22 protein-coding genes, 1 tRNA gene and 1 other RNA gene are annotated in these 21,239 nt (G+C 67.0%); 13 read left to right on the top strand and 11 right to left on the bottom strand.

The window, feature by feature from the left end; all coding sequences use genetic code 11:
• Positions 1-7: 7 nt before the first annotated feature.
• Together ACLBYA_RS02530 and ffs are read right to left on the bottom strand one after the other, a co-directional pair.
• The gene (locus ACLBYA_RS02530) at positions 8-1,288 is read right to left on the bottom strand and encodes an aminotransferase class I/II-fold pyridoxal phosphate-dependent enzyme (RefSeq protein ID WP_447707798.1); all 1,281 of its coding nucleotides are present in this window, start codon (positions 1,286-1,288) and stop codon (positions 8-10) included.
• 42 nt (positions 1,289-1,330) lie between these two features.
• Positions 1,331-1,427, bottom strand: an RNA gene (gene ffs / locus ACLBYA_RS02525) — signal recognition particle sRNA small type.
• Between the two features lie 70 nt (positions 1,428-1,497).
• Between ffs and ACLBYA_RS02520 the strand changes: the two genes are divergently transcribed.
• The 4 genes from ACLBYA_RS02520 to ACLBYA_RS02505 all read left to right on the top strand — a co-directional run bounded on the left by ACLBYA_RS02520 (position 1,498) and on the right by ACLBYA_RS02505 (position 4,578).
• Positions 1,498-1,583, top strand: a tRNA-Ser gene (locus ACLBYA_RS02520).
• A gap of 74 nt (positions 1,584-1,657) precedes the next feature.
• Positions 1,658-2,368, top strand: a complete 711-nt coding sequence (locus ACLBYA_RS02515) for a hypothetical protein (protein WP_447707797.1) — start codon at positions 1,658-1,660, stop codon at positions 2,366-2,368.
• A gap of 96 nt (positions 2,369-2,464) precedes the next feature.
• Positions 2,465-3,487: a S1C family serine protease gene (locus tag ACLBYA_RS02510; protein ID WP_447707796.1), complete on the top strand. Its 1,023-nt coding sequence runs from the start codon at positions 2,465-2,467 to the stop codon at positions 3,485-3,487.
• An 827-nt stretch (positions 3,488-4,314) separates the two neighbouring features.
• A complete protein-coding gene (locus ACLBYA_RS02505; protein ID WP_447707795.1) occupies positions 4,315-4,578 on the top strand; it encodes a hypothetical protein in 264 nt (87 codons plus the stop codon).
• Here the strand turns inward: ACLBYA_RS02505 and ligD are convergent.
• From ligD to ACLBYA_RS02470, 7 genes are read right to left on the bottom strand one after another with little or no spacing between them, the layout of a single operon-like run.
• Complete coding sequence (gene ligD, locus ACLBYA_RS02500) at positions 4,575-5,627, bottom strand: non-homologous end-joining DNA ligase (protein ID WP_447707794.1); 1,053 nt, start codon at positions 5,625-5,627, stop codon at positions 4,575-4,577. The two genes, ACLBYA_RS02505 and ligD, sit on opposite strands and share 4 nt — an antisense overlap.
• Before the next feature lies 1 nt (position 5,628).
• On the bottom strand, positions 5,629-6,711 hold the full coding sequence (locus tag ACLBYA_RS02495) for an ATP-dependent DNA ligase (RefSeq protein WP_447708214.1): 1,083 nt from the start codon (positions 6,709-6,711) through the stop codon (positions 5,629-5,631).
• Between the two features lie 42 nt (positions 6,712-6,753).
• Positions 6,754-8,118: a TRAP transporter large permease gene (locus ACLBYA_RS02490; RefSeq protein ID WP_447707793.1), complete on the bottom strand. Its 1,365-nt coding sequence runs from the start codon at positions 8,116-8,118 to the stop codon at positions 6,754-6,756.
• A complete protein-coding gene (locus ACLBYA_RS02485) occupies positions 8,115-8,633 on the bottom strand; it encodes a TRAP transporter small permease subunit (protein ID WP_447707792.1) in 519 nt (172 codons plus the stop codon). The genes ACLBYA_RS02490 and ACLBYA_RS02485 overlap by 4 nt, the downstream gene beginning before the upstream one ends.
• Positions 8,630-9,709, bottom strand: a complete 1,080-nt coding sequence (gene dctP, locus ACLBYA_RS02480) for a TRAP transporter substrate-binding protein DctP (protein WP_447707791.1) — start codon at positions 9,707-9,709, stop codon at positions 8,630-8,632. The genes ACLBYA_RS02485 and dctP overlap by 4 nt, the downstream gene beginning before the upstream one ends.
• 1 nt (position 9,710) lies before the next feature.
• On the bottom strand, positions 9,711-10,508 hold the full coding sequence (locus ACLBYA_RS02475) for a carbon-nitrogen hydrolase family protein (protein WP_447707790.1): 798 nt from the start codon (positions 10,506-10,508) through the stop codon (positions 9,711-9,713).
• A complete protein-coding gene (locus ACLBYA_RS02470; RefSeq protein ID WP_447707789.1) occupies positions 10,505-11,284 on the bottom strand; it encodes an HpcH/HpaI aldolase family protein in 780 nt (259 codons plus the stop codon). Before ACLBYA_RS02470 ends, ACLBYA_RS02475 begins: the two co-directional genes overlap by 4 nt.
• Before the next feature lie 94 nt (positions 11,285-11,378).
• Between ACLBYA_RS02470 and ACLBYA_RS02465 the strand changes: the two genes are divergently transcribed.
• The 4 genes from ACLBYA_RS02465 to ACLBYA_RS02450 all read left to right on the top strand — a co-directional run bounded on the left by ACLBYA_RS02465 (position 11,379) and on the right by ACLBYA_RS02450 (position 14,100).
• Positions 11,379-12,077 (top strand): GntR family transcriptional regulator, encoded by a 699-nt coding sequence (locus tag ACLBYA_RS02465; RefSeq protein WP_447707788.1) that lies wholly within the window; start codon positions 11,379-11,381, stop codon positions 12,075-12,077.
• Positions 12,078-12,279: 202 nt separating this feature from the next.
• Positions 12,280-12,726: a DinB family protein gene (locus ACLBYA_RS02460; protein WP_447707787.1), complete on the top strand. Its 447-nt coding sequence runs from the start codon at positions 12,280-12,282 to the stop codon at positions 12,724-12,726.
• A complete protein-coding gene (locus tag ACLBYA_RS02455; protein ID WP_447707786.1) occupies positions 12,723-13,406 on the top strand; it encodes an alpha/beta fold hydrolase in 684 nt (227 codons plus the stop codon). Before ACLBYA_RS02460 ends, ACLBYA_RS02455 begins: the two co-directional genes overlap by 4 nt.
• Before the next feature lie 7 nt (positions 13,407-13,413).
• Positions 13,414-14,100: a GntR family transcriptional regulator gene (locus ACLBYA_RS02450; protein ID WP_447707785.1), complete on the top strand. Its 687-nt coding sequence runs from the start codon at positions 13,414-13,416 to the stop codon at positions 14,098-14,100.
• On the opposite strand, the gene ACLBYA_RS02445 is transcribed toward ACLBYA_RS02450, so the two are convergent.
• Positions 14,088-15,737, bottom strand: a complete 1,650-nt coding sequence (locus ACLBYA_RS02445; protein ID WP_447707784.1) for an alpha-keto acid decarboxylase family protein — start codon at positions 15,735-15,737, stop codon at positions 14,088-14,090. The genes ACLBYA_RS02450 and ACLBYA_RS02445 overlap by 13 nt on opposite strands.
• Positions 15,738-15,847: 110 nt before the next feature.
• Here ACLBYA_RS02445 and ACLBYA_RS02440 point away from each other — a divergent pair, with 110 nt between their 5' ends.
• Positions 15,848-16,918 (top strand): threonine aldolase family protein, encoded by a 1,071-nt coding sequence (locus ACLBYA_RS02440; RefSeq protein ID WP_447708213.1) that lies wholly within the window; start codon positions 15,848-15,850, stop codon positions 16,916-16,918.
• On the opposite strand, the gene ACLBYA_RS02435 is transcribed toward ACLBYA_RS02440, so the two are convergent.
• On the bottom strand, positions 16,915-18,222 hold the full coding sequence (locus tag ACLBYA_RS02435; RefSeq protein WP_447707783.1) for an aspartate aminotransferase family protein: 1,308 nt from the start codon (positions 18,220-18,222) through the stop codon (positions 16,915-16,917). The two genes, ACLBYA_RS02440 and ACLBYA_RS02435, sit on opposite strands and share 4 nt — an antisense overlap.
• A 19-nt stretch (positions 18,223-18,241) precedes the next feature.
• On the opposite strand from ACLBYA_RS02435, the gene ACLBYA_RS02430 reads away from it, so the two are divergent.
• The 4 genes from ACLBYA_RS02430 to ACLBYA_RS02415 form a co-directional block, all read left to right on the top strand.
• Positions 18,242-19,333: an ATP-dependent DNA ligase gene (locus ACLBYA_RS02430; RefSeq protein WP_447707782.1), complete on the top strand. Its 1,092-nt coding sequence runs from the start codon at positions 18,242-18,244 to the stop codon at positions 19,331-19,333.
• 66 nt (positions 19,334-19,399) lie between these two features.
• Complete coding sequence (locus ACLBYA_RS02425; protein ID WP_447707781.1) at positions 19,400-20,044, top strand: MBL fold metallo-hydrolase; 645 nt, start codon at positions 19,400-19,402, stop codon at positions 20,042-20,044.
• Entirely contained in the window at positions 20,041-20,907 is an 867-nt protein-coding gene (gene gluQRS / locus ACLBYA_RS02420; RefSeq protein ID WP_447707780.1) for a tRNA glutamyl-Q(34) synthetase GluQRS, read from the top strand. The genes ACLBYA_RS02425 and gluQRS overlap by 4 nt, the downstream gene beginning before the upstream one ends.
• A 65-nt stretch (positions 20,908-20,972) precedes the next feature.
• The coding region (locus ACLBYA_RS02415) for a transporter substrate-binding domain-containing protein (protein WP_447708212.1) at positions 20,973-21,239 on the top strand (267 nt) is incomplete at its 3' end.

The raw sequence follows: 21,239 nt of genomic DNA, 5'->3' as shown, positions 1-21,239 counted from the left end.
GGGCTGACTAGTCGCGCGCCAGCAGCGCTTCGGTGGCCGACAGCAGCGCACACGTCGACAGACCGTCGATCGCCGAACGCAGGTCGGACTCCGAGGGGAAGCTCGGGGCGATCCGAATGTTCTTGTCCTCGGGGTCATTTCCGGACGGGAACGCCGCTCCCGCGGCGGTGACGGCGATTCCGGCCTCCTTGGCCAGCGAGATGGTCCGCTTGGCGGTGCCGGGCAGCACGTCGAGGCTGACGAAGTAACCACCCTTGGGATCGGTCCAGGAGGCGATCTTCGAGTCGCCGAGACGGTCCTGGAGGATCTCGGCGACCAGCGCGAATTTCGGCGCCAGCAGCTCGCGGTGCTTCTGCATGTGCCGGCGCACGCCGTCGGCGTCACCGAAGAACCGCAGGTGCCGCAGCTGGTTGACCTTGTCCGGGCCGATCGACTTCTTCGCGGCGTGCTGCAGGTACCACGCGATGTTGTCCTGCGAGCCACCGAAGAAGCTCACCCCGGCCCCGGCGAAGGTCATCTTGGACGTGGAGGCGAACACCAGCGGTCGGTTGGCGTTGCCGGCGTCGGCCGCCAGCCCGAGGATGTCGATCGGCTCGACGAACTCCGGTGTCAGGGTGTGCGCGATATAGGCATTGTCCCAGAAGATCCGGAAATCGGGCGCGGCGGTGTGCATCTGCACGAGCCGGCGGACCTTCTCCCAGGAGTAGGTGGCGCCGGTGGGGTTGGAGTACACCGGCACACACCACATGCCCTTGACCGCCGGATCGTGGGCGACCAGTTCCTCGATGAGGTCGACATCGGGACCGTCCTCGTGGATCGGCACCGGGATCAGCTCGATGCCGTAACTCTCGGTGATCGCGAAGTGCCGGTCATAACCCGGTGCCGGGCAGAGGAATTTGACGCCGGGTTCCTGGGACCACGGCCGCGGCGAGTCGACGCCGCCGTGCAGCAGCGAGAACACCACCGCGTCGTGCATGAACTCCAGGCTGGCATTGTTACCGGCGATCAGATTGGGCACCGGGATGCCGAGCAGCTCGCCGAAGATGGCGCGCAGTTCCGGCAGGCCGTGCAGACCGCCGTAGTTGCGGGTGTCGGTGCCCTCGGCATCTCGGAACGCGGTGGAGCCGGGCAATTCCAGCAGCGCGTTGGAGAGATCGAGCTGCGCGGGCGACGGCTTGCCTCGGGTGAGGTCGAGCGCGAGGCCCTGGGCTTTCAACTCGGCGTAACAACGCTCTTGCAGCTCGTGCTGCGCAGCCAGCTCGTCACGGCCGAGGGACTCAAACGACACTGAGGGCCTTTCAAAAAAAGACGCTATCAACAAGCTGTGAACATGAAGGGGACCCCGCGCACCCGCCAGAGCCCATTGACCCTTGCTGCCTTCCGGCCCTGGGGGAGTTCACAGGATGGACGCCGCGCGGGGTCCGATTGTCGAGTGTAGTACCCGCCCCGAACCATGGGTGGTCGGGAGTCTCCCGTCAGTCGGCTACCATTGCCGACGGAGGATTCGCCTAGTGGCCTATGGCGCTCGCCTGGAACGCGGGTTGGGTTAACAGCCCTCAGGGGTTCAAATCCCCTATCCTCCGCCGTTGGTCCGGGGCGTGACCGGTGATCGATTCCAGGTCACGCCCCGCCGACCACAAACTCGCCGAGGAGGGATATGCGACGCGGTATCGCCTCGCTGTGGCACGCATCGTCGCTGGTTATCGCCGGAGCCCTCTACTTTCTCTTCGTTCTGCCACGCTGGTTCGAACTGACCGGACAGTGGCCGACGACGCTGGGCACCGTCATGCGCATCGTGTGCGGGGTGCTGATCGCCCTGACCGCGCTGCCGGTACTGCTGACGCTGCGACGCACCCGCAAACCAGAACTGGGTACGCCGACGCTTGCGCTGCAACTGCGGGTGTGGTCGATCGTCGGGCATGTAGCGGCCGGGCTGCTCATCGTGGGCGCCGGGATCAGCGAGATCTGGCTGGACCTCGACGACGCCGGCCAGTGGCTGTTCGGCATCTACGGTGCCGCCGCGGCGCTGGCACTGCTCGGTGCGTTCGCCTTCTACCTGGCGTTCGTGGCCGAATTGCCGCCACCGCCGCCGAAACCGCTCAAGCTCAAGCCCGAACCGCGCGGCCGAAGCACGGCCGAGGACGAGTCGGATGCCGCCGAAACCGAGGATTCCGAACCCGAAACCGAGGATTCCGAGGATTCCGATGACCCCGTCGAAGAGACGGTGGTCGCCGACGCCTCCGACCCGGTCGCAGACGCCGAACCGGCCGAGGAAAAGTCGGCTGACGAGGGCAAACTGCGTAACCACCGCCCCAGCGGCAAGACCCGTCGTATTCGCACCCGCGGCGGCGTCGCGACCGAGGGCTGACACACCCTGCGCGCATTGGCGTCGACAGTTCGCGCTGCCACCGCCAATATTGATAGGGACACCTCTGGGGGGCGGAAGGCGGCGAATGGGCGGCATATGGGGATAGTCCGAGTTCGGCGGTCGTTCACGGTGCTGTCCACCGCCCTGTCGCTGGCCCTGCTCGCCGCCCCGGCCACCGCCTGGGCCGAACCCGTCGATCTGACCCCCGCGGCGGACCGGGTGGAACCCTCGGTGGTCCGCATCGACACCGTCGTGGACTACCAACACCTACTCGGCACCGGGACAGGGATCGTTCTCGATCCCCGCGGCCAGGTGCTCACCAATTATCACGTGGTGCAGGGCGCCGATGTCATCAATGCGGCGGTGGGTGGCGGCACCTTCGGCGCCGACATCGTGGGTTATGACCGCGGCCGCGACATCGCCGTCCTGCAGTTGCGCGGCGCCGGTGGGCTGCCGGTCGCACCGCTGGGCGATCCCGCCCAACTGGCCGTCGGTGCGCCGGTTGTGGCGATCGGCAACGCACAGGGCAGTGCCCGCGCGCTGACCCGCGAGTTCGGCACGGTCACCGCGTTCGGACGGACCATCAGCGCCGAGGACGAACTGAGCGGCACCGCGACCGAGATGGCCGGGTTGATCGAGTTCGCCGCACCCGTGCGCGCCGGTGACTCCGGCGGGCCGGTGGTCAACGCTGCCGGAGAAGTGGTGGGCGTGACGACGGCGGCCTCGGTGAACTTCCGGATGGGCCCGGGCGGCGAGGGTTACGCAATTCCGATCAACGATGCGATGAACATCGCCAACCAGATCCGGTCCCGCATCCCGTCGGACACCGTGCACATCGGCCCGCCGACCCTGCTGGGCGTCGGCGTGAGCAATGCCGAGCAGCACGAGTCCTTCCCCGGGGTCCTGGTCCACGAGGTGATGGCCGGTGGTCCCGCCGCGGGTGCCGGGCTGGCCAACGGTGATGTCATCCTCACCATCGACGGCACGCCGATCGAGTCCGCCAACAACCTCACCCAAGTTCTGGACCGGCACTATCCCGGTGATGTCATCGAGCTGACATGGGTCGACCGCGCCGGCCAACACCGCCTCGGCAAGGCAACGCTGACGCCTGGTGCCTGAGCCCCGTTCGGGTCGTATTTCGCCGATTCTTCGCTGTGCAACTGCTCAGAAACCTGCACGACACGTGTCACGATGAAGTTTCAACAATATTCGGATCGCACCCCGGCGTCGACTTTGCGGAGTTGCTCGCCGCGACATCGGCGACAGGTAGTGACAACCGCGACAATTGCGCCCGAACTGTGTCGGCGGACACACCGCCCCGCCGTTTGCCGGGTGCCGGTCGAACGCCTCGGCGCGAGTTTGCCCGTTTCGGCGTCAACTCCCGGCATCGTTCACGTTACGTGCACGCGCCCGGGCAACCGACGCGGTCATGCGCGCGCGGCGATGAGCAACGGCCGGCCGCGCCACCAGTCCGCCGAGGCGAACGGGCAGCGCACGACAACCAAAAAGCCCAGCAAATACCCAGTGCCGGTCGGGCTATCGAGGGGCGGCGCCCGGTCCACACCGGCCACCAGGGGCCTTGCCGATACGGCCCATGCGATACCACCCGAGTGCTCGGGGGCACCTCGCCGAGGCACCCGACCGGGCCGATTGCGCCGGCCGCCGGGCCCGTATCCGGGACCGCCGGTACCCGTCCGAGCCGTCCGAAGGTGGCCTTTCGAGGGGCCGCGCGGCGGGTTAGCCTCGGCTAACAAACGACCCCGCTCTGGCAACCACCTGTGAAGTTGCTGGGCCGCGTTTATGGTCCTTGACCTGGCAAATGGTGGCAAACCTGGAGCGCTTCCAGGTCTTCCGCCATGATCGGGCGGAGGTTACATTTAGCTGAACATCAGCGCCCAGGCTTGTGGTTCGCACAATCCGACCCGCCGATGAAGGGGGGAGACACCGTGGTCCAGACGACAGTCGTCGCGTACCTGATCGGTTGGGTTGTCAGTACAGCGATCGTCTATGTGGCCAGCCGGCGACTCAACGACCCCAACAGCCCGGCCTCGCACGGCTTGGTGCTCAGCGCGGTGGCCGCCACGCTGTGGCCGCTGCTGTTGCTCGGCGCGGTCGAGTTCAGCTCCGTCGCGGTCGCCTCGAGTGCGGCCAACCATCTCAAGTCCGAGCCGGCGGAACTCGTCGGCGCCGGAGTCGTGCCTTTCCGCTAATCGGCGACGCGGTTCCCGTCGGCATCCCAGTGCTCGGCGACCTTCTTGCTCGGCTGCACCCGTGGCGGTTCGCCCGGCATCTTCGGATAACTCGGCGGGTACGGCAGATCACCGAGACCGCGCTCGGACTCATCGGCGGCCACCAGCTCGAGTAGGCGCGCCAGCGAGTGTGCGGTGTCGTCGATTCCCGCCCACGGATCGGCCCGGTCGGCGACGATCCCGGGCACGGTCGTGATGGTGTAGTCATCGGGGTCGGCGTCGGCGAGCTCAGCCCAGCTCAACGGCATGGACACCGTGGCGATCGGCGTCTTGCGCACCGAGTACGCCGAGGCGAAGGTGCGGTCCCGGGCGTTCTGGTTGTAATCGATGAACAACCGCTCGCCGCGCTCCTCTTTCCACCAACTGGTGGTCACCGCGTCGGGAGCCCGCCGCTCGACCTCCCGGGCCAACGCTATACCGGCGCGGCGCACCGCGATGAAATCCCAGTCGGGCCGGATCCGCACAAACACGTGCACCCCGCGCCCGCCCGAGGTCTTGGGATAGCCGACCAGACCCAGCTCGTCGAGTACCGGTTTGAGGACATCGACCGCGATCTCGCGGGCCTGGGTGAAGCCGGTGCCGGGCTGTGGGTCCAGGTCGATGCGCAGCTCGTCGGGATGTTCGGTGTCGGGGCAGCGCACCTGCCACGGGTGCACGGTGATGGTGCCCATCTGCGCCGCCCAGGCGATGGCCGACGGGTGGGTGACCTTCAGCGCGTCGGCGGTGCGACCGGACGGGAAGGTGACGGTGCAGGTTTCCAGATAGTCGGGATGCTTCTGGGGCACCCGCTTCTGGTAGATCTCCTCCCCCTCGATACCGTCCGGGAAACGCTGCAGGTGCACCGGGCGGTCCCGTAACAACGCCACCATCGGCCCTGCGACGGCCAGGTAGTAGTCCACGACCTTGCCCTTGGTACCCGCCGCGCCGAGCTTCGGGAAGTACGGCTTGTCCGGGCTGGTCAAACGAACCTTGACGCCGTCGACATCGAGTTCTGTTGCCGTGGATGCCATTTCACGCCCCTTTCCCATTTCCCGTCGCTTCGCTCGCCCCGGCCAACACGTCACGCAGGTCGTAGTTCAGTGGCACGTCGAGCTGCTCGAAGGTGCAGCTCGACGGGTCCCGGTCCGGACGCCAGCGCAGGAATTTCACCGCGTGCCGGAACCGCACCGCCCCGGTGTTGCCCTCCATCTGGTCGTAGGCGACCTCGCACACCTTCTCCGGCCGCACCGGGATCCAGCGCTTGTCGGCCGCGGAATTCCACCGACTCGGATCCCCGTCGCGGACATCGTCACCGATGCGCAAGGGTTCCAGATCCGCCAACAACGTCAGACGGGCTTTCGCCGTGAATGATGCTGCGCCGCCGACCATCTGCAGTTCACCGTCCTCGCGGTGCAGGCCGAGCAGGATCGATCCCACACCATCGCCGCTCTTGTGGATCCGGTAGCCGATGGCCACGCAGTCGGCATCGCGATGGTGTTTGACCTTGATCATCTCCCGCTTGCCCGGCAGATACGGCCCGTCCAGACGTTTGGCGATCACACCGTCCAGTCCCGCGCCCTCGAACTCCTGCAGCCACCGCGCGCCGAGTTCGGCGTCCTCGGTGGTACGGGTGACGTGGCACCACTGCTTCTGGCGCACCGCGTCGAGCAGGTGCCGGCGGCGCTCACGGAACGGTTCGGCCATCAGCGAGATGTCCCCCACCGCGAGTGCGTCGAAACCGATGAAATGCGCCGGGGTCTCGGCGGACAGCTTGTTGATGCGGCTCTCGGCGGGGTGGATGCGCTGGCTCAACGACTCCCAGTCCAGCCGGGTCCGGTCGGCGATGACGCGCGGGACAACGATCTCCCCGTCGAGCACACACCGGGGTGCGAGCTCATCACGGACGGCGTCGATGACCTCCGGGAAGTAGCGGCCCAGATCCTTGCCGCTGCGGGAGAGCAACACGACGTCGTCGCCGGAGCGGAACACCACGGCCCGGAAGCCGTCCCATTTGGGTTCGAACGACCACGCGCCGGGATCGTCGGGCACCTTGGTGGCGGCCTTGGCCAGCATCGGTTCCAGCGGGGGCATGACCGGGAGGTCCATGAGCTCCATAGTCACGTAGACCCGGTTCGGTGGGCAATCTCATCGCACCGGCTACTTCGCCCCGGACATCGACGGCAGGAAGGTGATGACCTCCGGAAAGACGATCAGCAGCGCGACGACCACCAGATCGGCCACCACGAACGGCACGATGCCGCGGAACACCCGGTCCAGCCCGGCCTCGCGGACCGCTCCGGAGTAGACGAACGCATTCATGCCCACCGGCGGGGTGATCAGCGCCATCTCGGCGACCTTCACGATCAACACACCGATCCAGATGCCGTCGAACCCGTAGCCGGTGAGGATCGGGTGCAGCAGCGGCGCGGCGATCAGGATCATCGAGATGCCGTCGAGGAACATCCCGAGCGGCAACAGCACCGCCAGACAGGCCACCAGCACCACGTACGGCGGCAGGTCCGCGGCCGTCACCGCATTCACCAGCGAGGTGCTCGCGCCACTGAGGGCCAGCACGTAGGTGAACACCCCGGCGCCGACCATCAGCAGGAAGGTCATCGCCGTCAGGCCGACCGCCTCGCGTAGCGACTCCTCGATATTGCGCAGCCATGCCGAGGGCCGGGAGCGCAGCAGCAGGATGATCAGTGCGGCGAAGGCACCGAACGAGGCCGCCTCGGTGGGGGTGGCCACACCCAGGTAGATCGTGCCGACCGACACCCCGAAGATGACGATCAGGTACAGCACGCCGGTGATATCGCGTGCGGTCGGCTCGGCCTCGTCATCGACATCCGTTGTGGCCGAGCCGGACCCGGTGCCGACGAGCGCATCGGCCCGGTCGGCCACCCGGCGCCGCTGCCAGGCCACCAGCGACATGATGGTCACGGCGTACACCGCGATGGTGAGCAACCCGGGCCCGATGCCGGCGATGAGCAGCTGCCCGATGCTCTCCTCGGTCACCACGCCATAGAGCACCAGCACGATCGACGGCGGGATGAGCACACCCAGCGTCCCGCCGGCGCAGACGACCCCCGCGGCAAGCCGGATGTTGTAGCCGGCCCGCACGATCGCATCGGTGGACACCCGGGCCATGGTGGCCACGGTGGCCACGCTGGAGCCGGTCACCGCGGCGAACATGCCCGATCCCGCGAGCGACGCCAGCGCGGGGCCGCCCGGGAGCTTGCGGAACGCAGAGGTGGCCAGGTCGAAGGCGGCCTGCGCCAGCCCCGCCTTGACCGCGAACACACCCATGACGATGAACAGCGGGATGATGGTCAGCGAGTACTCGGCGGCGGTGGAGAACGGCTGATTCGAGACCGTGCTCACGCCGGCTCCGGTGCCGCGCAGGATCAGCACACCGACCAGCGCCGACAGCATCAGCGCCAGACCTACGTGCAGCCGGATCGCCAGCAGCCCGAAGAACAGCACCAGCACGACGATCAGTGCACCGATGGTGGTGGCGGTCATCGGATCGCTCCGCTCTGTTCGGCGCGGGTGGCCGCGAAGGTGAGGAACTCCCGCCAGACGGCGACGACGAAGAACGCCGCGAAGGAGATCAGCAGGACGACCTTGGCCGGCCAGGTGGGCAACCGCAGGATGTCGTTGGTCGTCTCACCACGTTCGGCGGCACTGATCAGCACTTCGGTCAGCCCCCACGTCGTCAGTGCGCCCAGACCGACCAGCAGCGCCGCGCGGATACCCGAGAAGACCAGTCGCGCACGGGCTCCCAACCGGTTCTCGATGAGCTCGACGGACACGTGGCGTCCGTCGGCCTCGGCCGAGGCCAAGCCCAGATAGGCGGTGGCGACCAACAGCATGGTCGTGATGTCGACAGTGCCGACGATCGAACGGTCGCGCAGGTTCCGGCTGATCACGTCCGCGACGGTCAGCAGGATGATCAACAGCAACAGCACGCCGGCGGCAATGCCGAGACCCCGGATGAACAGGCTCAGCGCGCGCGGCAGGGTGATTTCCTCACTCATCGGTTCTGCCCTTCCAGACATGCGATGAACGGATCGGCATAGTTCGACCGCGCGGATTCCTCGTCGACGATCCGGCGGTAGTCGGCGAGCACGCCCGCGGCGTCGTAACCGCGTTCGGTGTATCGGTCGACCCACTGATCGGCGATGCCGGACTGCTGTTTCCAGGCCTGCACCGCGTCGTCGGGCATCGAGGACAGCTCGGTACCGGACTCGGTGAGCTCCTCACATGCGCGATTGCCCAGCTTGTCCATCTCCTCCAGGCCGGTGGCGATGGCGTTCTCGGAGGCCTGCGCCAGGGCGTCCTGGTACTCCTGCGGCATGCCGGCCATCAGTTCGGAGTTGATCACCACGATCGACGATCCGTAACTGCCGATGCCCGGGTCGACGAGATACGGCGTGTTCCGCGCGAGGCCGAAGGTCGGCAGGTTGGCGATGGCCAGCGACGTATAGCCATCGACGACACCACGTTCCATGGATTCGTAGACGTCGGTGGCCGTCATCGCGACGGGGTTGGCGCCGACGGTGAGCAGCGCCTCCGAGGTCAGCCCGCCCGACCGGATGCTGCGGCCGGCCAGCTCGTCGGGGACCGCGGCAGGTTCTTGGAGTCCGACCACCGCGATGCCGAGCGGCAGCGGGAACAGCAGGTTGACACCCTGGCGGTCGAAATCGTCACGGTAGGTGTCATTCTCGTTGTAGAGGCGGTCGATGGCCGTCATCTGCACCTCGGGATTCTTGGTCTCGAAGGGCAGCTCGATAACGGTGTACATCGCCAGATCGGAAGCGGCGTACAGAGATCCGACCTGTGCCAGGTCGGCCCGGCCGTCCAACGTGGCCTGCACCGACTCGTCGGCGCCGACCAGGCTCTGCGAGTAGTGGAACCGCACCTGGACACCACCGTCGGTGAGTTCCTCGACATCCTTGGCCCATCGCTGCACGGTGAGGGACTGGTCCGAGGTCGGCGACGAGTACGTCGTGTAGTGCAGGACGTACTCGCCGTCACGCTGGGCGCAGGACACCAGTGCCGACGTGGTCAGCGCGGCCAGCGCGACCGCTGCCGCGCGCCGTGCCGGGAGCATCTCAGGCCCCCGGGGTGACCCGGTAACGCCGCAGCGTCAGGGCCGGGTTGATGGTGCGGACATGGTCGATGCGGTCGCGTTCCAGCAGCGCCACACCGACGCCGGCCACCTCGCCGAGTGCGGCCAGCGGGATTCCCATCGGATCGAGGATGACACTGTTACCCGATCCGGCCGGCGAGATCTGGTCAGCCGCAAGCACATAGACGGTGTTCTCGATCGCCCGCGCCCGTAGCAGCGTGTTCCAGTGGTACTCCTTGAGCGGACCGGGCACCCATTCGGCGGGCAGCGCGATGACATCGGCACCGGCGTCGACGAGGGTGCGGGTCGTCTCCGGGAAACGCAGGTCGTAACACGTCTGCATGCCGATCTTGAACCCGTTGATCTCCAGCAGTTGCGGGGTCGACGGGTCCGCGGCGATCACCCGGTCGGACTCCCGGTAACCGAACGCGTCGTACAGGTGCACCTTGCGATACACCGCGGCCACCTGCCCGTCCTGGATACCGACCAAGGTGTTGTGGATCTTGCCGTCCGGACCGGACTCGTTGATCCCGGCGATGACCGCCAGTCTGAGCTCGGCCGATGCCGCGGCCAGCCGGGCCACCGACGGGCCGTCGAGCGGTTCGGCACTGGCGACGAAGCGGTCGTCCATCGCCGGGACGGTGAAGATCGCGTACTCGGGCAGCACGACGAGCTGTGCACCCCGGGCAGCGGCCTGCCCGAGCAGGCCGATCATGGTGTCGAGGTTCGCCGCCTTGTCCTCGGACGGGGCGAACTGGGCGATCGCGGCGGTCAGGTTCATCGGGTGCTCCCCACTTCGGCCTGGAAATCGCGCAGGTTCTGCCGGGTGGCGGTGAAACCGGCCAGCATGGCGCCGTACTGCATCGAGGCGACGATCGTATGCGCACCCTCGGCGATCGCGAGCTTCTGCTCGGCGGGGCTCCAGGCCGGCAGCACCCACGGCTTACCGGCGGCCCGCGCGGCGCGGGCCAGGCGGGCGATATCGGCGAGGTCGGCGTCGGTGACCGAGTAGGCACCGCGGTCGCGGCGCAGTGACAGATCCGACGGGCCGATGAAGATGCCGTCGACCACCGGCAGCGCCAGGATGGCGTCGATCTCGTCGAACGCCGAGGCATCCTCGATCATCGGGTAGCAGTGGGTGTTGCGGTCCTGCGCTGCGACCCAGTCATCGCTGAATCCGCGGTAATCGGAGGTCCGGCCACCGGCAAAGGACCGGTCACCCAGCGGCGGGAACTTCGCGAAACCGCAGATCTTGGCCGCGTGCTCGGCGGACTCGATATGCGGGATGGCTACCGCGTCGGCACCTAAGTCGAGGGCCTGCTGGATCGGGCCGCGCTCCGGGCCCAGCACCTTGGCGATGACGCGCATGCCCTTCGCCCGGATGAACGGGATCAGTGCGTCGAGTTCACGCAGGTCGAAGCAGCCGTGCTCGATGTCGAGCACCACGGTGTCGTAACCGGCCAGGCGCCCCATCTCGACCGACGCCGCCGAGGGCTCGGTGAGCCAGATCGCGGTGTGTGGATCCGGCGTGGTCGCCGTGCTTGCAGGCTCTGTCATCCTGGGCTGCCTCCTGGCCGAACTAAAAAACACAACTTGTGGACACCTTGTATACATGAAAAATGCACAACGTGTAAATGGTTGAATGGCAGCTATGTCCTCACCAACGCCCGGCACCTCGGTGCGGCCGGCCCGCACCTCCGCGGGGCAACGGGCCTACGAGCAGATCCGCGATGCGATCCTGCGCGGCGACTACGCCGAGGGAGAGTTCCTCGACGAGGTGGCGTTGGCCGAGCGGGTCAACACCTCCCGCACTCCGGTCCGCGAAGCACTGCAACGCCTGCAGGTCGAACGCTTCATCGACCTGATGCCCCGACGCGGTGCCCAGGTGCGGGTTCTCACCGCGGTCGAGATGAGCGAGATCTACCAGGCCCGGTTTCTCCTGGAGTCCGACGCGCTGCGCACCATCTGTCTGCGCCGCGCGGGGGCACCGGAGGCGTTGGCTGCGCTGATCACCGGGATGGACGAGGCCGGCCGGGCCCGCGACTGGAACCGGTTCGCCCAACTCGATCAGGTCTTTCACGCCGCGATCGTGCGGCACCAACGCAATTCCGTCATCGCCGACATGTATGACGCGCTGCAGCCCCGGCAGGTCCGGCTGGGCACCCGCACCCTCATCGAGGCGCCGGAACGGCTGGCCACCATCGAACGTGAACACCACGAGCTGATCGCCGCGCTGCAGAACCACGATGCCGACACGTGCGTCAGCGTGCTGCAGACACATCTACGCGTTGTTCCCGAACTGGTGAATGCCTTTGGCGGCAACGAAACTCGACCAACCAAGGCCGTCTAAGTTCCACTCCAGGGTTTACAGCGGGGCGTCGGCGTTCCATACTCGTGGCAGGCGGCCGCGTGACGGCTCGTCATTCTCGCCGAAGCTTCGGCACCTCTCCCCCGCATGACCTCGGCATTGCGCCGAGGTCTGCCCCATGCACCCCTGTTACGGAGCGAACACCTTGATCACCAATGGCGATGAACGAACACTTCTCGACCACATGCTCGACAGCAACCGCGCAGCGCTCGTGGACACCGTGCGCGGGTTGTCCCACGACGATGCCCGCCGCCGACTCGTCTCGTCCCTGACCACCCCCATCTCGTTGATCAAGCATGCCGCTGCCGCGGAACGTATCTGGTTCCAACGGTTCTGGGCGGGTCTGGACGAGTCGCAATGCGATGGCTACTCGCGGCGCGACGAGGGCACCTTCAGCGTCGACGCGGGCGAGACGCTGGCCGATGTCATCGCCGAGTTCGAGCGTGCCGGTGCGCGCTCCCGCGAGATCGCAGCCGGATTCGATCTCGATGCCACCAAACACAATCCGCGCGAGGGCGTGGTCAGCATGCGTGCGACGCTGCTCCTGATGATCCAGGAGTTCGCCCGGCATGCCGGCCACGGCGATATCCTGCGCGAACAGATCGACGCATCCCGGGAGCCAATCGAGTGACAAACTTCCTGCTCATACCCGGCGGCGGGTCCGACCCGTCGTACTGGCAGTCCGTGGTGACCGAGTTGGCCGCGCGTGGCCATCACGGGGTGCCGATCGACCTACCGTGCGAAGACGATTCCGCGGACCTACTGACCTATGCCGACGCGGTGGCCGCCCAGTGCCCCGACGACGGGACAGCGCCGGTGGTGGTCGCACACTCCCTGGGTGGGTTCACCGGTGCACTGGCCTGCCCACGGGTTGATGCCGCCGCCCTGGTGTACGTCTCGGCGGTGATCCCCCGCCTGGGCGAACCGCCCGGCGATTGGTGGGAGGCCACCGGCTGCGCCGAGGCGCAACGCGCCGCAGCGCAGGCAGGCGGGTACGACCCTGACGACATGGATGCGCTGTTCTACAACGGCGTCGATCCGGCGGTGGTCGCGGGCGTGGTGGAGCGTGATCAGTCGGAAACGCCGATGGCCGCCCCCTGGCCCGGCGATGCGCTTCCGCAGGTCCCGACGCGGTTCGTACTGTTCGCCGACGACCGTTTCTTTCCCGAACCGTTCATGCGTCGTACGGTGGCGCAGCGTCTGGGTGTCGAACCCGAGGTGATGCCCGGCGGTCATATGGCGATGCTGTCGCATCCGGGCGATCTCGCCGATCGGCTCGTTGAAGCCTTATCACGCGACAATAGAATATAGTCGATTGATGGCGGTAGACGGGGCGACGCAACGACCCAAACCTCGTGGGCCGCAGCGGCTCAGTGATATCGCCGCCCACCACGTTCGCGAGCTCATCATTTCCGGGCAGCTCGCCGGCGGCGAGTTCATCCGGCCCGAAATGGTTGCCGAAGATCTCGGGATCAGCGCCACACCCGCCCGCGAAGGACTCCTGCAACTGCAGAGCGAGGGCTTCCTGACCGTCGAACCCCGGCGTGGTTTCGCCGTCTCCGCGCTGTCCAGTGAGGACGTCGGCGACATCTACGACGCGCAGGCGCTGCTCGGCGGCGAGTTGGCGGCACGCGCGGCCACGGTGTGCGGTCCCGAGACCATCGCCTCGCTGGAGGGCATCCAGGACCAGCTCGAAAAGGCGGCGGCCCAACACGATTACGACTCGGTCGAACGACTCAACCACCAGTTCCACTCGACGATCTACCGGACCGCCGGTGCCCGCCGCATCCAGTGGCTGCTCAAGCGGACCCTGGCATTCGCGCCGCGGAAGTTCTTCGCCGCGGTCGAGGGTTGGCCCGAGGCGTCCGCGCACGATCACCGCCAGATCATCGAAAGCCTGCGAACCGGCGACGCCGAGCAGTCACGTGCCGCGATGGCCACCCATATCCGTAATGCCGGCAAGTTACTGGCCCAGCATCTTTCGGTGTCCGATCAGCTCAGGTGATACAGCGTCGCCAGGCTGTCGTGCAGCTTGAGCGGCAACTCCGGGGAAACGTAGGGTTCGGTGATCACCTCGATATAGGCGGCCGTGTATTTGTCGCCGGCGACCTTCATTGCCATATCCAGTTCCGCCGGTGTACGCACCGTGGCGGTGAACCAATCCTCACAGCCCAAAGCGTGTGGCAACTCGGCGTAGTTCCACCGTGCGACATCGTTGTAGGCGCTGGCCGGATCGGCACACAGCATCCGTTCGATCAGATAGCCGGAGTTGTTGAGCACGAACACCACCGGGGTCAGACCACGCCGGTGGAACTGACCGATCTCCTGGGCGGTCAACTGGTGTGATCCCTCGCCGGTGATCAACACGATCCGCCGTTGCGGGGCCGCGACCGCTGCTCCGAAGGCTGCCGGAGTTGCCCAACCGATGGCACCCCATAATGTCTGATTGTGGAACTCTGCGCCCTCGGGCAACTGCGCGAACGCCAGACCCATTGAGCAGGTACCGGTTTCGGCGACAACAACATCGCCGGGTTCCAGGAATTCGGCCCACCGCGGATACAACGCCTCGGCCGTGATGGTCTCGGCGTCGATGATCGGCCCCACCCCCGCCGGCCGGATCTCGGGAACGCGGTCACGATGGTCGACCTTGGCGGCGACACCGCGTAGCACGTCGGCCATCTGGACATCGCGGTACACCGTGGTGCCGACGGTCGTGCTGTGCAGACCCATGTCGATGAGGCGGCTTTGTTCTAATCCGGAGGTGAAGGCGCCGGTGTTGAAATCGGTCTGCCGGGTGCCGACGAGCAGAACGGTATCGGCGGACTCGACAAAAGCGCGGACATCCTCGTCCATCAGCGTGCCGTCATACATCCCGATGTACTGCCGATGTTGTTCCCCGAGAACAGATTTGTCGGCGAACATGGTGGCGTACGGGATGCCGGCGCGTTCGACGACGGCGGTCGCCGCGGCCTGCAAACCCAGACCCCGGATCAGCAGCCCGGGAAGCATGACCGCCGAGTCTGCCGCATCGAGTGCCTTGACGACGGCGGCGACGGCGGCGGCCAGCACGGCCGGTTGACTGCCCGGCCGATCCAGTGGACCCGCCCAGGCAATGACCGGTTCGTCGACGATATCGCTGGGAAACGCCAGGTAGACGGGGCGGCGGTTGCCGAGCGCCTCGGCGATCAGGCGTTCGGTCTCGGCGACGGCGTTGGCCGGGGTGAGGATCGCGCTGGCGCCTACCACGTGATCGGCCATCTGCCGGAACAGGTCGAACTGACCGGTGCCCAGGGTGTGATGGACCAGTGCATGCTCGGCCTGCGCGGTCTGAGTCGGCATCCCGACCAGGTGGAAGACCGGAAGATGTTCGGCGAAGGCGCCGGCGATCCCGCTGATGGCGCCCAGTTCACCGACACCGAAGGTGGTGCTGACGGCACCGACACCCTTGATGCGGGCGTATCCGTCGGCCGCGTAGGCGGCATTGAGTTCATTGCAGCAGCCGACCCACTCGATGTCCGGGTCGGCGAGGATGGCGTCCTCCACCGGGAAGGCATAATCGCCCGGGACCCCGAAGATATCGGTGACGCCGATGTCCTTGAGCCGCCGAAGTACGTACTGGATCACGGTCGGGTTGGTGGTCATCGTGGGGTCCTTCCGGTCCGGGCATCGTGTCTTCGATGGTCGTCCCGTTGCGGCGGCATTTCGACGGTGCCAGCGGCCAACGTCGCCTACCGGGTAGCGGTAAGTGCAGGATGGGTTGCGTGCCTGTACCCACGCTTCACGACCAGCACCACCGCGGCTTCGCCAGCGACAACTACGCCGGGATCCATCCGGAGTCCCTCGCCGCGATCGCGGCGGCCAATGGAGGTCATCAGATCGCCTACGGCGAGGACGCGTACACCGCTCGCCTGGCGGAGGTGGTACGCCATCATTTCGGCCCCGCTGCGCAGACGTTTCCGGTGTTCAACGGCACCGGCGCCAATGTGGTCGGGCTGACCGCCATGTTGCCGCGCTGGGGTGCGGTGATCGCTGCGGAGACCGCCCATATCAACACCGACGAGGCCGGTGCCCCGGAGCGGGTGATGGGCCACAAGCTGCTCACCGTTCCCACCCCGGACGGCAAGCTGACCCCAGAGCTCATCGCCCGGCAGGCCTTCGGCTGGGGCGATGAGCACCGTGCGCAGCCCCTGGCGGTGAGCATCACCCAGACCACCGAACTCGGCACGATCTACACCCGGGACGAGATCCGGGCGATCGCCGACTACGCGCACGGGCACGGCATGGCGGTCCACACCGATGGTTCCCGGTTGTGGAATGCCGCTGCAGCACTCGGACTTTCGTTCCGAGAGTTCAGCACCGACGTCGGGGTGGATGTGCTGAGTCTCGGTGGCACCAAGAACGGCCTGCTCGGCGCCGAGGCCGTGGTGGTGCTCGCCCCGGAGCGCGCCGAGGGTTTGGTGTACCTGCGCAAGCTATCGATGCAACTGGCCAGCAAGATGCGCTTCGCCTCGGCACAGTTGCTCAGCCTGTTCGACGACGACCTCGGCCTGCGCAGCGCCCAGCATGCCAATGCGATGGCCCAACGGTTGCGAGAGTCATTGGAGCAGGCCGTATTACCCGGCTTGGCCTTCAGCCAGCCGACCCAGGCCAACGCGGTGTTCGCGACGATTCCCAACGAGGTGGCCGACCGCATCCGCGAGCGGGTCCGGTTCTACGACTGGGACCGAGCACGCGGCGAGGTGCGCTGGATGACTGCATGGGACACCACCGCCGAGGATGTCGACCACTTCGTCACCGCCATCCGCGAGGAACTGCGACGCTAGAGCACGCTGCCCAACGCGTCGTCGAGAATCTCCAGCCCCTCGTCGAGTTCGGACTCGGCGATGGTCAGCGGCGGGGCGATCCGGAAGATTCCACCCATCCCCGGCAGCTGGACGATGTTCATGTGCAGCCCGCGCTTGAGGCAGGCCGCAGTCACCTCGGCACCCAGCGCATCGGCCGGTGCCTTACTCGCCTTATCGGCGACGAGTTCCATACCCTGCAGCAGACCACGGCCACGAATATCGCCGACCTGCTCGTAACGCTGTTGCATACCGGCAAGTCCGGCCCGCAGCCGCGCACCGAGCCGCGCCGCCCGTTCGACCAGCCTGTCACGTTCCACGACGGTGAGCACCGTCAGCGCCACGGCCGCGGCCAGCGGATCGGACACGTGAGTGGTGAAGAACAGGAAACCCCGTTCATGGCAGACACTTTCGATCTCGGCACTGGTGACCACCGCCGCGACCGGGAGTCCGGCGCCCAATGTCTTGGACAGCGTCAGCAGGTCGGGCACCACCCCGTCGCGTTCGAAGGCGTACATGGTGCCGGTGCGGCCCAGCCCGGTCTGGGCCTCGTCGAGGATCAACAGCATCCCGCGCTCGGCACACAGTTCTTTGAGCCGGCGAAGATAACCGAGCGGGGGCTCGATGATGCCGCCGGAACTCAGGATCGGCTCCACCAGACAGGCGGCCAGGCTGCCCGCCGACTGGGCGTCGATCATCGCGAACCCGTAGTCGAGCTCTGCTGCCCAGTCGTAGCTGCCGTCGGCGTGCCGGAACGGGGATCGGTAGGCGTTCGGGGTCGGCAGCGTCAGGTTGCCCGGCATCGGCGGCCCATAACCGCGCCGGCCGGCACTGAACGTGGCCGATGTGGCGCCCGCGGTCATCCCGTGCCACGACCGGTCCAAGGACACCACCTCGTAACGGCCGGTGTAAAGCTTGGCCATCTTGAGGGCCGCCTCATTCGACTCCGCACCGGTGGTGAGCAGCAGCACCTTGCTCAGCGAGCCGGGCAGCGTGCCGGGCAGCGTGCCGGCCAGGGTCTGGGCGAACTCGACGACGGGTCGGCTGAGCATGCCGCTGTACAGGTGGTCCAGGGTGGCCATCGATTGGTTGACGCATGCCACCACGTCGGGGTGCGAATGGCCGAGGACCGAGCTCATCTGGCCGGAGGTGAAGTCCAGCATCGCCGCGCCGGTCTCGTCGTACACGTGTGCACCCTGGGCCCGGCTGATGATGCGCGGGACGAACGCCGCGCCGTAGCGCACCAGGTGGTTGTCAGCCGCTGACCAGAAATCGCCGGTGTCCATACCTCTATCTTGGAGCACGATGCGATTGCCCATCACACCGCCGGTGTCGCCGATGCTGGCCAAACCCGTCGCGGAGATCCCCGCCGGGGCCTCGTACGAGCCCAAATGGGATGGGTTCCGTTCCATCCTGTTCCGCGACGGCGCCGAGGTGGAGTTGGGCAGCCGCAACGAGCGCCCGTTGACCCGATACTTTCCCGAGCTGGTGGGCGCGGCGCTCACCGAACTGCCGCCGCGGTGCGTCATCGACGGTGAGATCATCATCGCCGGCGAGTCCGGGCTGGACTTCGAGGCCTTACAGCTGCGACTGCATCCGGCGGCGTCGCGGGTGGCGAAACTGTCGATCGAAACCCCGGCGGCATTCGTTGCCTTCGATCTGCTGGCCCTCGGCGACATGGATTACACCTCGCGCCCGTTCGCCGAGCGCCGCGCGGCGTTGGCGCAGGCGCTGGACGGCGCCGGCCCGGTCTTCCACCTCACCCCGGCGACCACCGATCCCGTGGTCGCGGCGCGGTGGTTCACCGAGTTCGAGGGTGCCGGCTGCGACGGTCTGATCGCCAAACCGCTCGACGGCGTCTACCGACCAGACAAACGAGTCATGTTCAAGGTCAAGCATTCCCGCACCGCGGACTGTGTGGTCGCCGGATACCGACCGCACAAGTCCGAGCCCGAGGCGGTGGGATCTTTGCTGCTCGGGCTGTACCGCCCCGATGGCACGCTGGCCTCGGTCGGGGTGATCGGCGCCTTCCCGATGGCCAAGAGGCGGGACCTGTACACCGAATTACAGCCACTAGTAACCACATTCAACGATCACCCATGGAACTGGGCGGCGCACATGCCCGCCGATACGACCCACAACACCAACTCCCGCTGGAACCCTGACAAGAGCCTGTCCTTCGTCCCACTGCGACCGGAACGTGTGGTGGAAGCCAAGTACGACCGAATGGAAGGGCGCCCCGTGGGCGAGCGAAGCGACGGGGGACAACTCAGATTCCGGCACACCGCCCAGTTCGGCCGCTGGCGGCCAGACCGCGACCCACATACCTGCACCTTCGAGCAGTTGGAGACACCGACGACCTTCCGCCTCAGCGAAATTCTCCCAAAACTCACTTGACCTCAACCTTGGTTGCGGTTGCAGGCTGGGATGCAAGACGCTGACCCAGCAAAAAAGGAGGCCCCTATGCGGCAGATCCGCACCGACCTGTGGGAGACCCGAACCGACAACCCGTTTCCCGGCCTGACCACCCACGGCTACCTGTGGACCGGTGGCAAGGAAGGCAACGTGCTGTTCTACAGCACGGCCACCGACGCCGATTTCGACGACATCGCGGGCCTCGGCGGCATAACCCACCAGTACCTGTCCCATCAGGACGAGGCCGGCCCGCAGCTGGCCCGCATCGCCGAACGGTTTGGCGCGCGGTTGCACGCCCCGGCCGCCGAGGCCGACACCATCGGCAAGCACGCGCCGATCGATTTCGTGCTGTCCACACGCCATGTCGACGCGAACGGTATCGAGGTCATCCCGACGCCGGGCCACTCCCCCGGCAGCACCAGCTATCTGGTGCCCGGCGCCAACGGTCAGAGCTACCTGTTCACCGGCGACACGGTGATCCTCGGGGAGGACGGCGACTGGTTCGCCGGCAATCTGCCCGGCTACAGCGACCCCGCGGCGCTGGTCAGCAGCCTGCGGGTACTCGCCCACGAACGTCCCGACCTGGTGATCTCCAGTGCGTTCGCGGGGCCGTCCGGAGTGCACGCCCCCGGCGCGCACCGCTGGGCCGAATGTGTCGAACAAGCCCGCGCCGGGGTTAAATTGCCTGCATGACCCGCCCACCCGGTGCGGGCCGGTTCGCGCCGAGCCCGTCGGCCGACCTGCACATCGGCAACCTGCGCACCGCAGTGTTGGCCTGGTTGTTCGCCCGGTCGACGGGGCGGCGGTTCCTGATCCGGGTGGAGGATCTCGACGATCGGACGTTCGGCAATATCGCCGTCCGTCAACTCGCGGATCTGGCCGCGATCGGCGTCACCTCCGATGACCCGCCGGAATACCAGACCGCGCACACCGACCGGTACGACGCCGTCATCGCCGAGCTGACCGAACGCGGGCTGGTCTACGAATGTTATTGCAGCAGAAAGGACATCCTGTCCGCACCGCGTGCCCCGCACACCCCGGAGGGCGCCTATCCGGGGACCTGCCGGGACCGCGCACATCCACCCGACCACGACCGGCCCCCGGCCCTGCGATTGCGCAGCGACAACAAGCCGTTCACGGTCGACGACCTGCTACACGGTGAATTCACGGGGCTGGTCGACGATTTCGTGCTGCGCCGCGGCGACGGGGTGACCGCCTACAACCTGGCCGTCGTGGTCGACGATGCCGCCCAGGGAGTCGACCAGGTGGTGCGTGGTGACGACCTGCTGTCGTCCTCACCCCGCCAGGCTTACCTGGCGCGGCTGTTGGGTTATCCGCCGGCAAGCTACGCCCACGTTCCGCTGGTGCTCAACGCCGAGGGACAACGGCTCGCGAAACGCGACGGTGCGGTCACGCTGGCCGAACTGGGTGTCGAGCAGGCGATCGGTCTGATCTCCGCCTCGCTGGGCTACCGGGCCCGGACCGTGGCCGACATGCTCACCGAGTTCGACCCCGCGGTGTTACCGCGCGCACCCTGGGTATACCGCCCGGTGTGAGCGAAACCCTGTTCCCGGCGGGCAAGCGTTGCTACGGTCCGGCCGTGTTCGGAAATCTTCGGCAGGTGCTGCTCGCCGCCCTCCTCGGTGTCCTGGTCATCGCCGGTGTCGCCGCCTGCGGCTCATCCGGCGATGCCGGTGACGACCCGATCAAATCGGCCGGTGTGCTGCGGGTCGGCACCGAAGGTGTCTACTCACCATTCAGCTACCACGATCCGGCGACCGGCGAGCTCGTCGGCTATGACGTCGACGTCGCCCGGGCCGTCGGCGAGAAGCTGGGTGTACCGGTCGAATTCGTCGAAACCCCCTGGGACTCGATCTTCGCCGCTCTG

It is taken from the genome of Mycobacterium sp. C31M (assembly GCF_053345865.1).
This window is presented reverse-complemented; position numbering and strand designations above follow the sequence as displayed.

Excerpts from the sequence above, each read along its gene's own strand:
- ACLBYA_RS02515 (WP_447707797.1), top strand. The coding sequence starts at position 1,658 with ATGCGACGCGGTATCGCCTCGCTGTGGCACGCATCGTCGCTGGTTATC.
- ACLBYA_RS02510 (WP_447707796.1), top strand. The coding sequence starts at position 2,465 with ATGGGGATAGTCCGAGTTCGGCGGTCGTTCACGGTGCTGTCCACCGCC.
- ligD (WP_447707794.1), bottom strand. The coding sequence starts at position 5,627 with ATGGCATCCACGGCAACAGAACTCGATGTCGACGGCGTCAAGGTTCGT.
- ACLBYA_RS02495 (WP_447708214.1), bottom strand. The coding sequence starts at position 6,711 with ATGGAGCTCATGGACCTCCCGGTCATGCCCCCGCTGGAACCGATGCTG.
- ACLBYA_RS02490 (WP_447707793.1), bottom strand. The coding sequence starts at position 8,118 with ATGACCGCCACCACCATCGGTGCACTGATCGTCGTGCTGGTGCTGTTC.
- ACLBYA_RS02485 (WP_447707792.1), bottom strand. The coding sequence starts at position 8,633 with ATGAGTGAGGAAATCACCCTGCCGCGCGCGCTGAGCCTGTTCATCCGG.
- dctP (WP_447707791.1), bottom strand. The coding sequence starts at position 9,709 with ATGCTCCCGGCACGGCGCGCGGCAGCGGTCGCGCTGGCCGCGCTGACC.
- ACLBYA_RS02475 (WP_447707790.1), bottom strand. The coding sequence starts at position 10,508 with ATGAACCTGACCGCCGCGATCGCCCAGTTCGCCCCGTCCGAGGACAAG.
- ACLBYA_RS02470 (WP_447707789.1), bottom strand. The coding sequence starts at position 11,284 with ATGACAGAGCCTGCAAGCACGGCGACCACGCCGGATCCACACACCGCG.
- ACLBYA_RS02465 (WP_447707788.1), top strand. The coding sequence starts at position 11,379 with ATGTCCTCACCAACGCCCGGCACCTCGGTGCGGCCGGCCCGCACCTCC.
- ACLBYA_RS02460 (WP_447707787.1), top strand. The coding sequence starts at position 12,280 with ATGCTCGACAGCAACCGCGCAGCGCTCGTGGACACCGTGCGCGGGTTG.
- ACLBYA_RS02450 (WP_447707785.1), top strand. The coding sequence starts at position 13,414 with ATGGCGGTAGACGGGGCGACGCAACGACCCAAACCTCGTGGGCCGCAG.
- ACLBYA_RS02445 (WP_447707784.1), bottom strand. The coding sequence starts at position 15,737 with ATGACCACCAACCCGACCGTGATCCAGTACGTACTTCGGCGGCTCAAG.
- ACLBYA_RS02440 (WP_447708213.1), top strand. The coding sequence starts at position 15,848 with ATGGGTTGCGTGCCTGTACCCACGCTTCACGACCAGCACCACCGCGGC.
- ACLBYA_RS02435 (WP_447707783.1), bottom strand. The coding sequence starts at position 18,222 with ATGGACACCGGCGATTTCTGGTCAGCGGCTGACAACCACCTGGTGCGC.
- ACLBYA_RS02430 (WP_447707782.1), top strand. The coding sequence starts at position 18,242 with ATGCGATTGCCCATCACACCGCCGGTGTCGCCGATGCTGGCCAAACCC.
- ACLBYA_RS02425 (WP_447707781.1), top strand. The coding sequence starts at position 19,400 with ATGCGGCAGATCCGCACCGACCTGTGGGAGACCCGAACCGACAACCCG.
- gluQRS (WP_447707780.1), top strand. The coding sequence starts at position 20,041 with ATGACCCGCCCACCCGGTGCGGGCCGGTTCGCGCCGAGCCCGTCGGCC.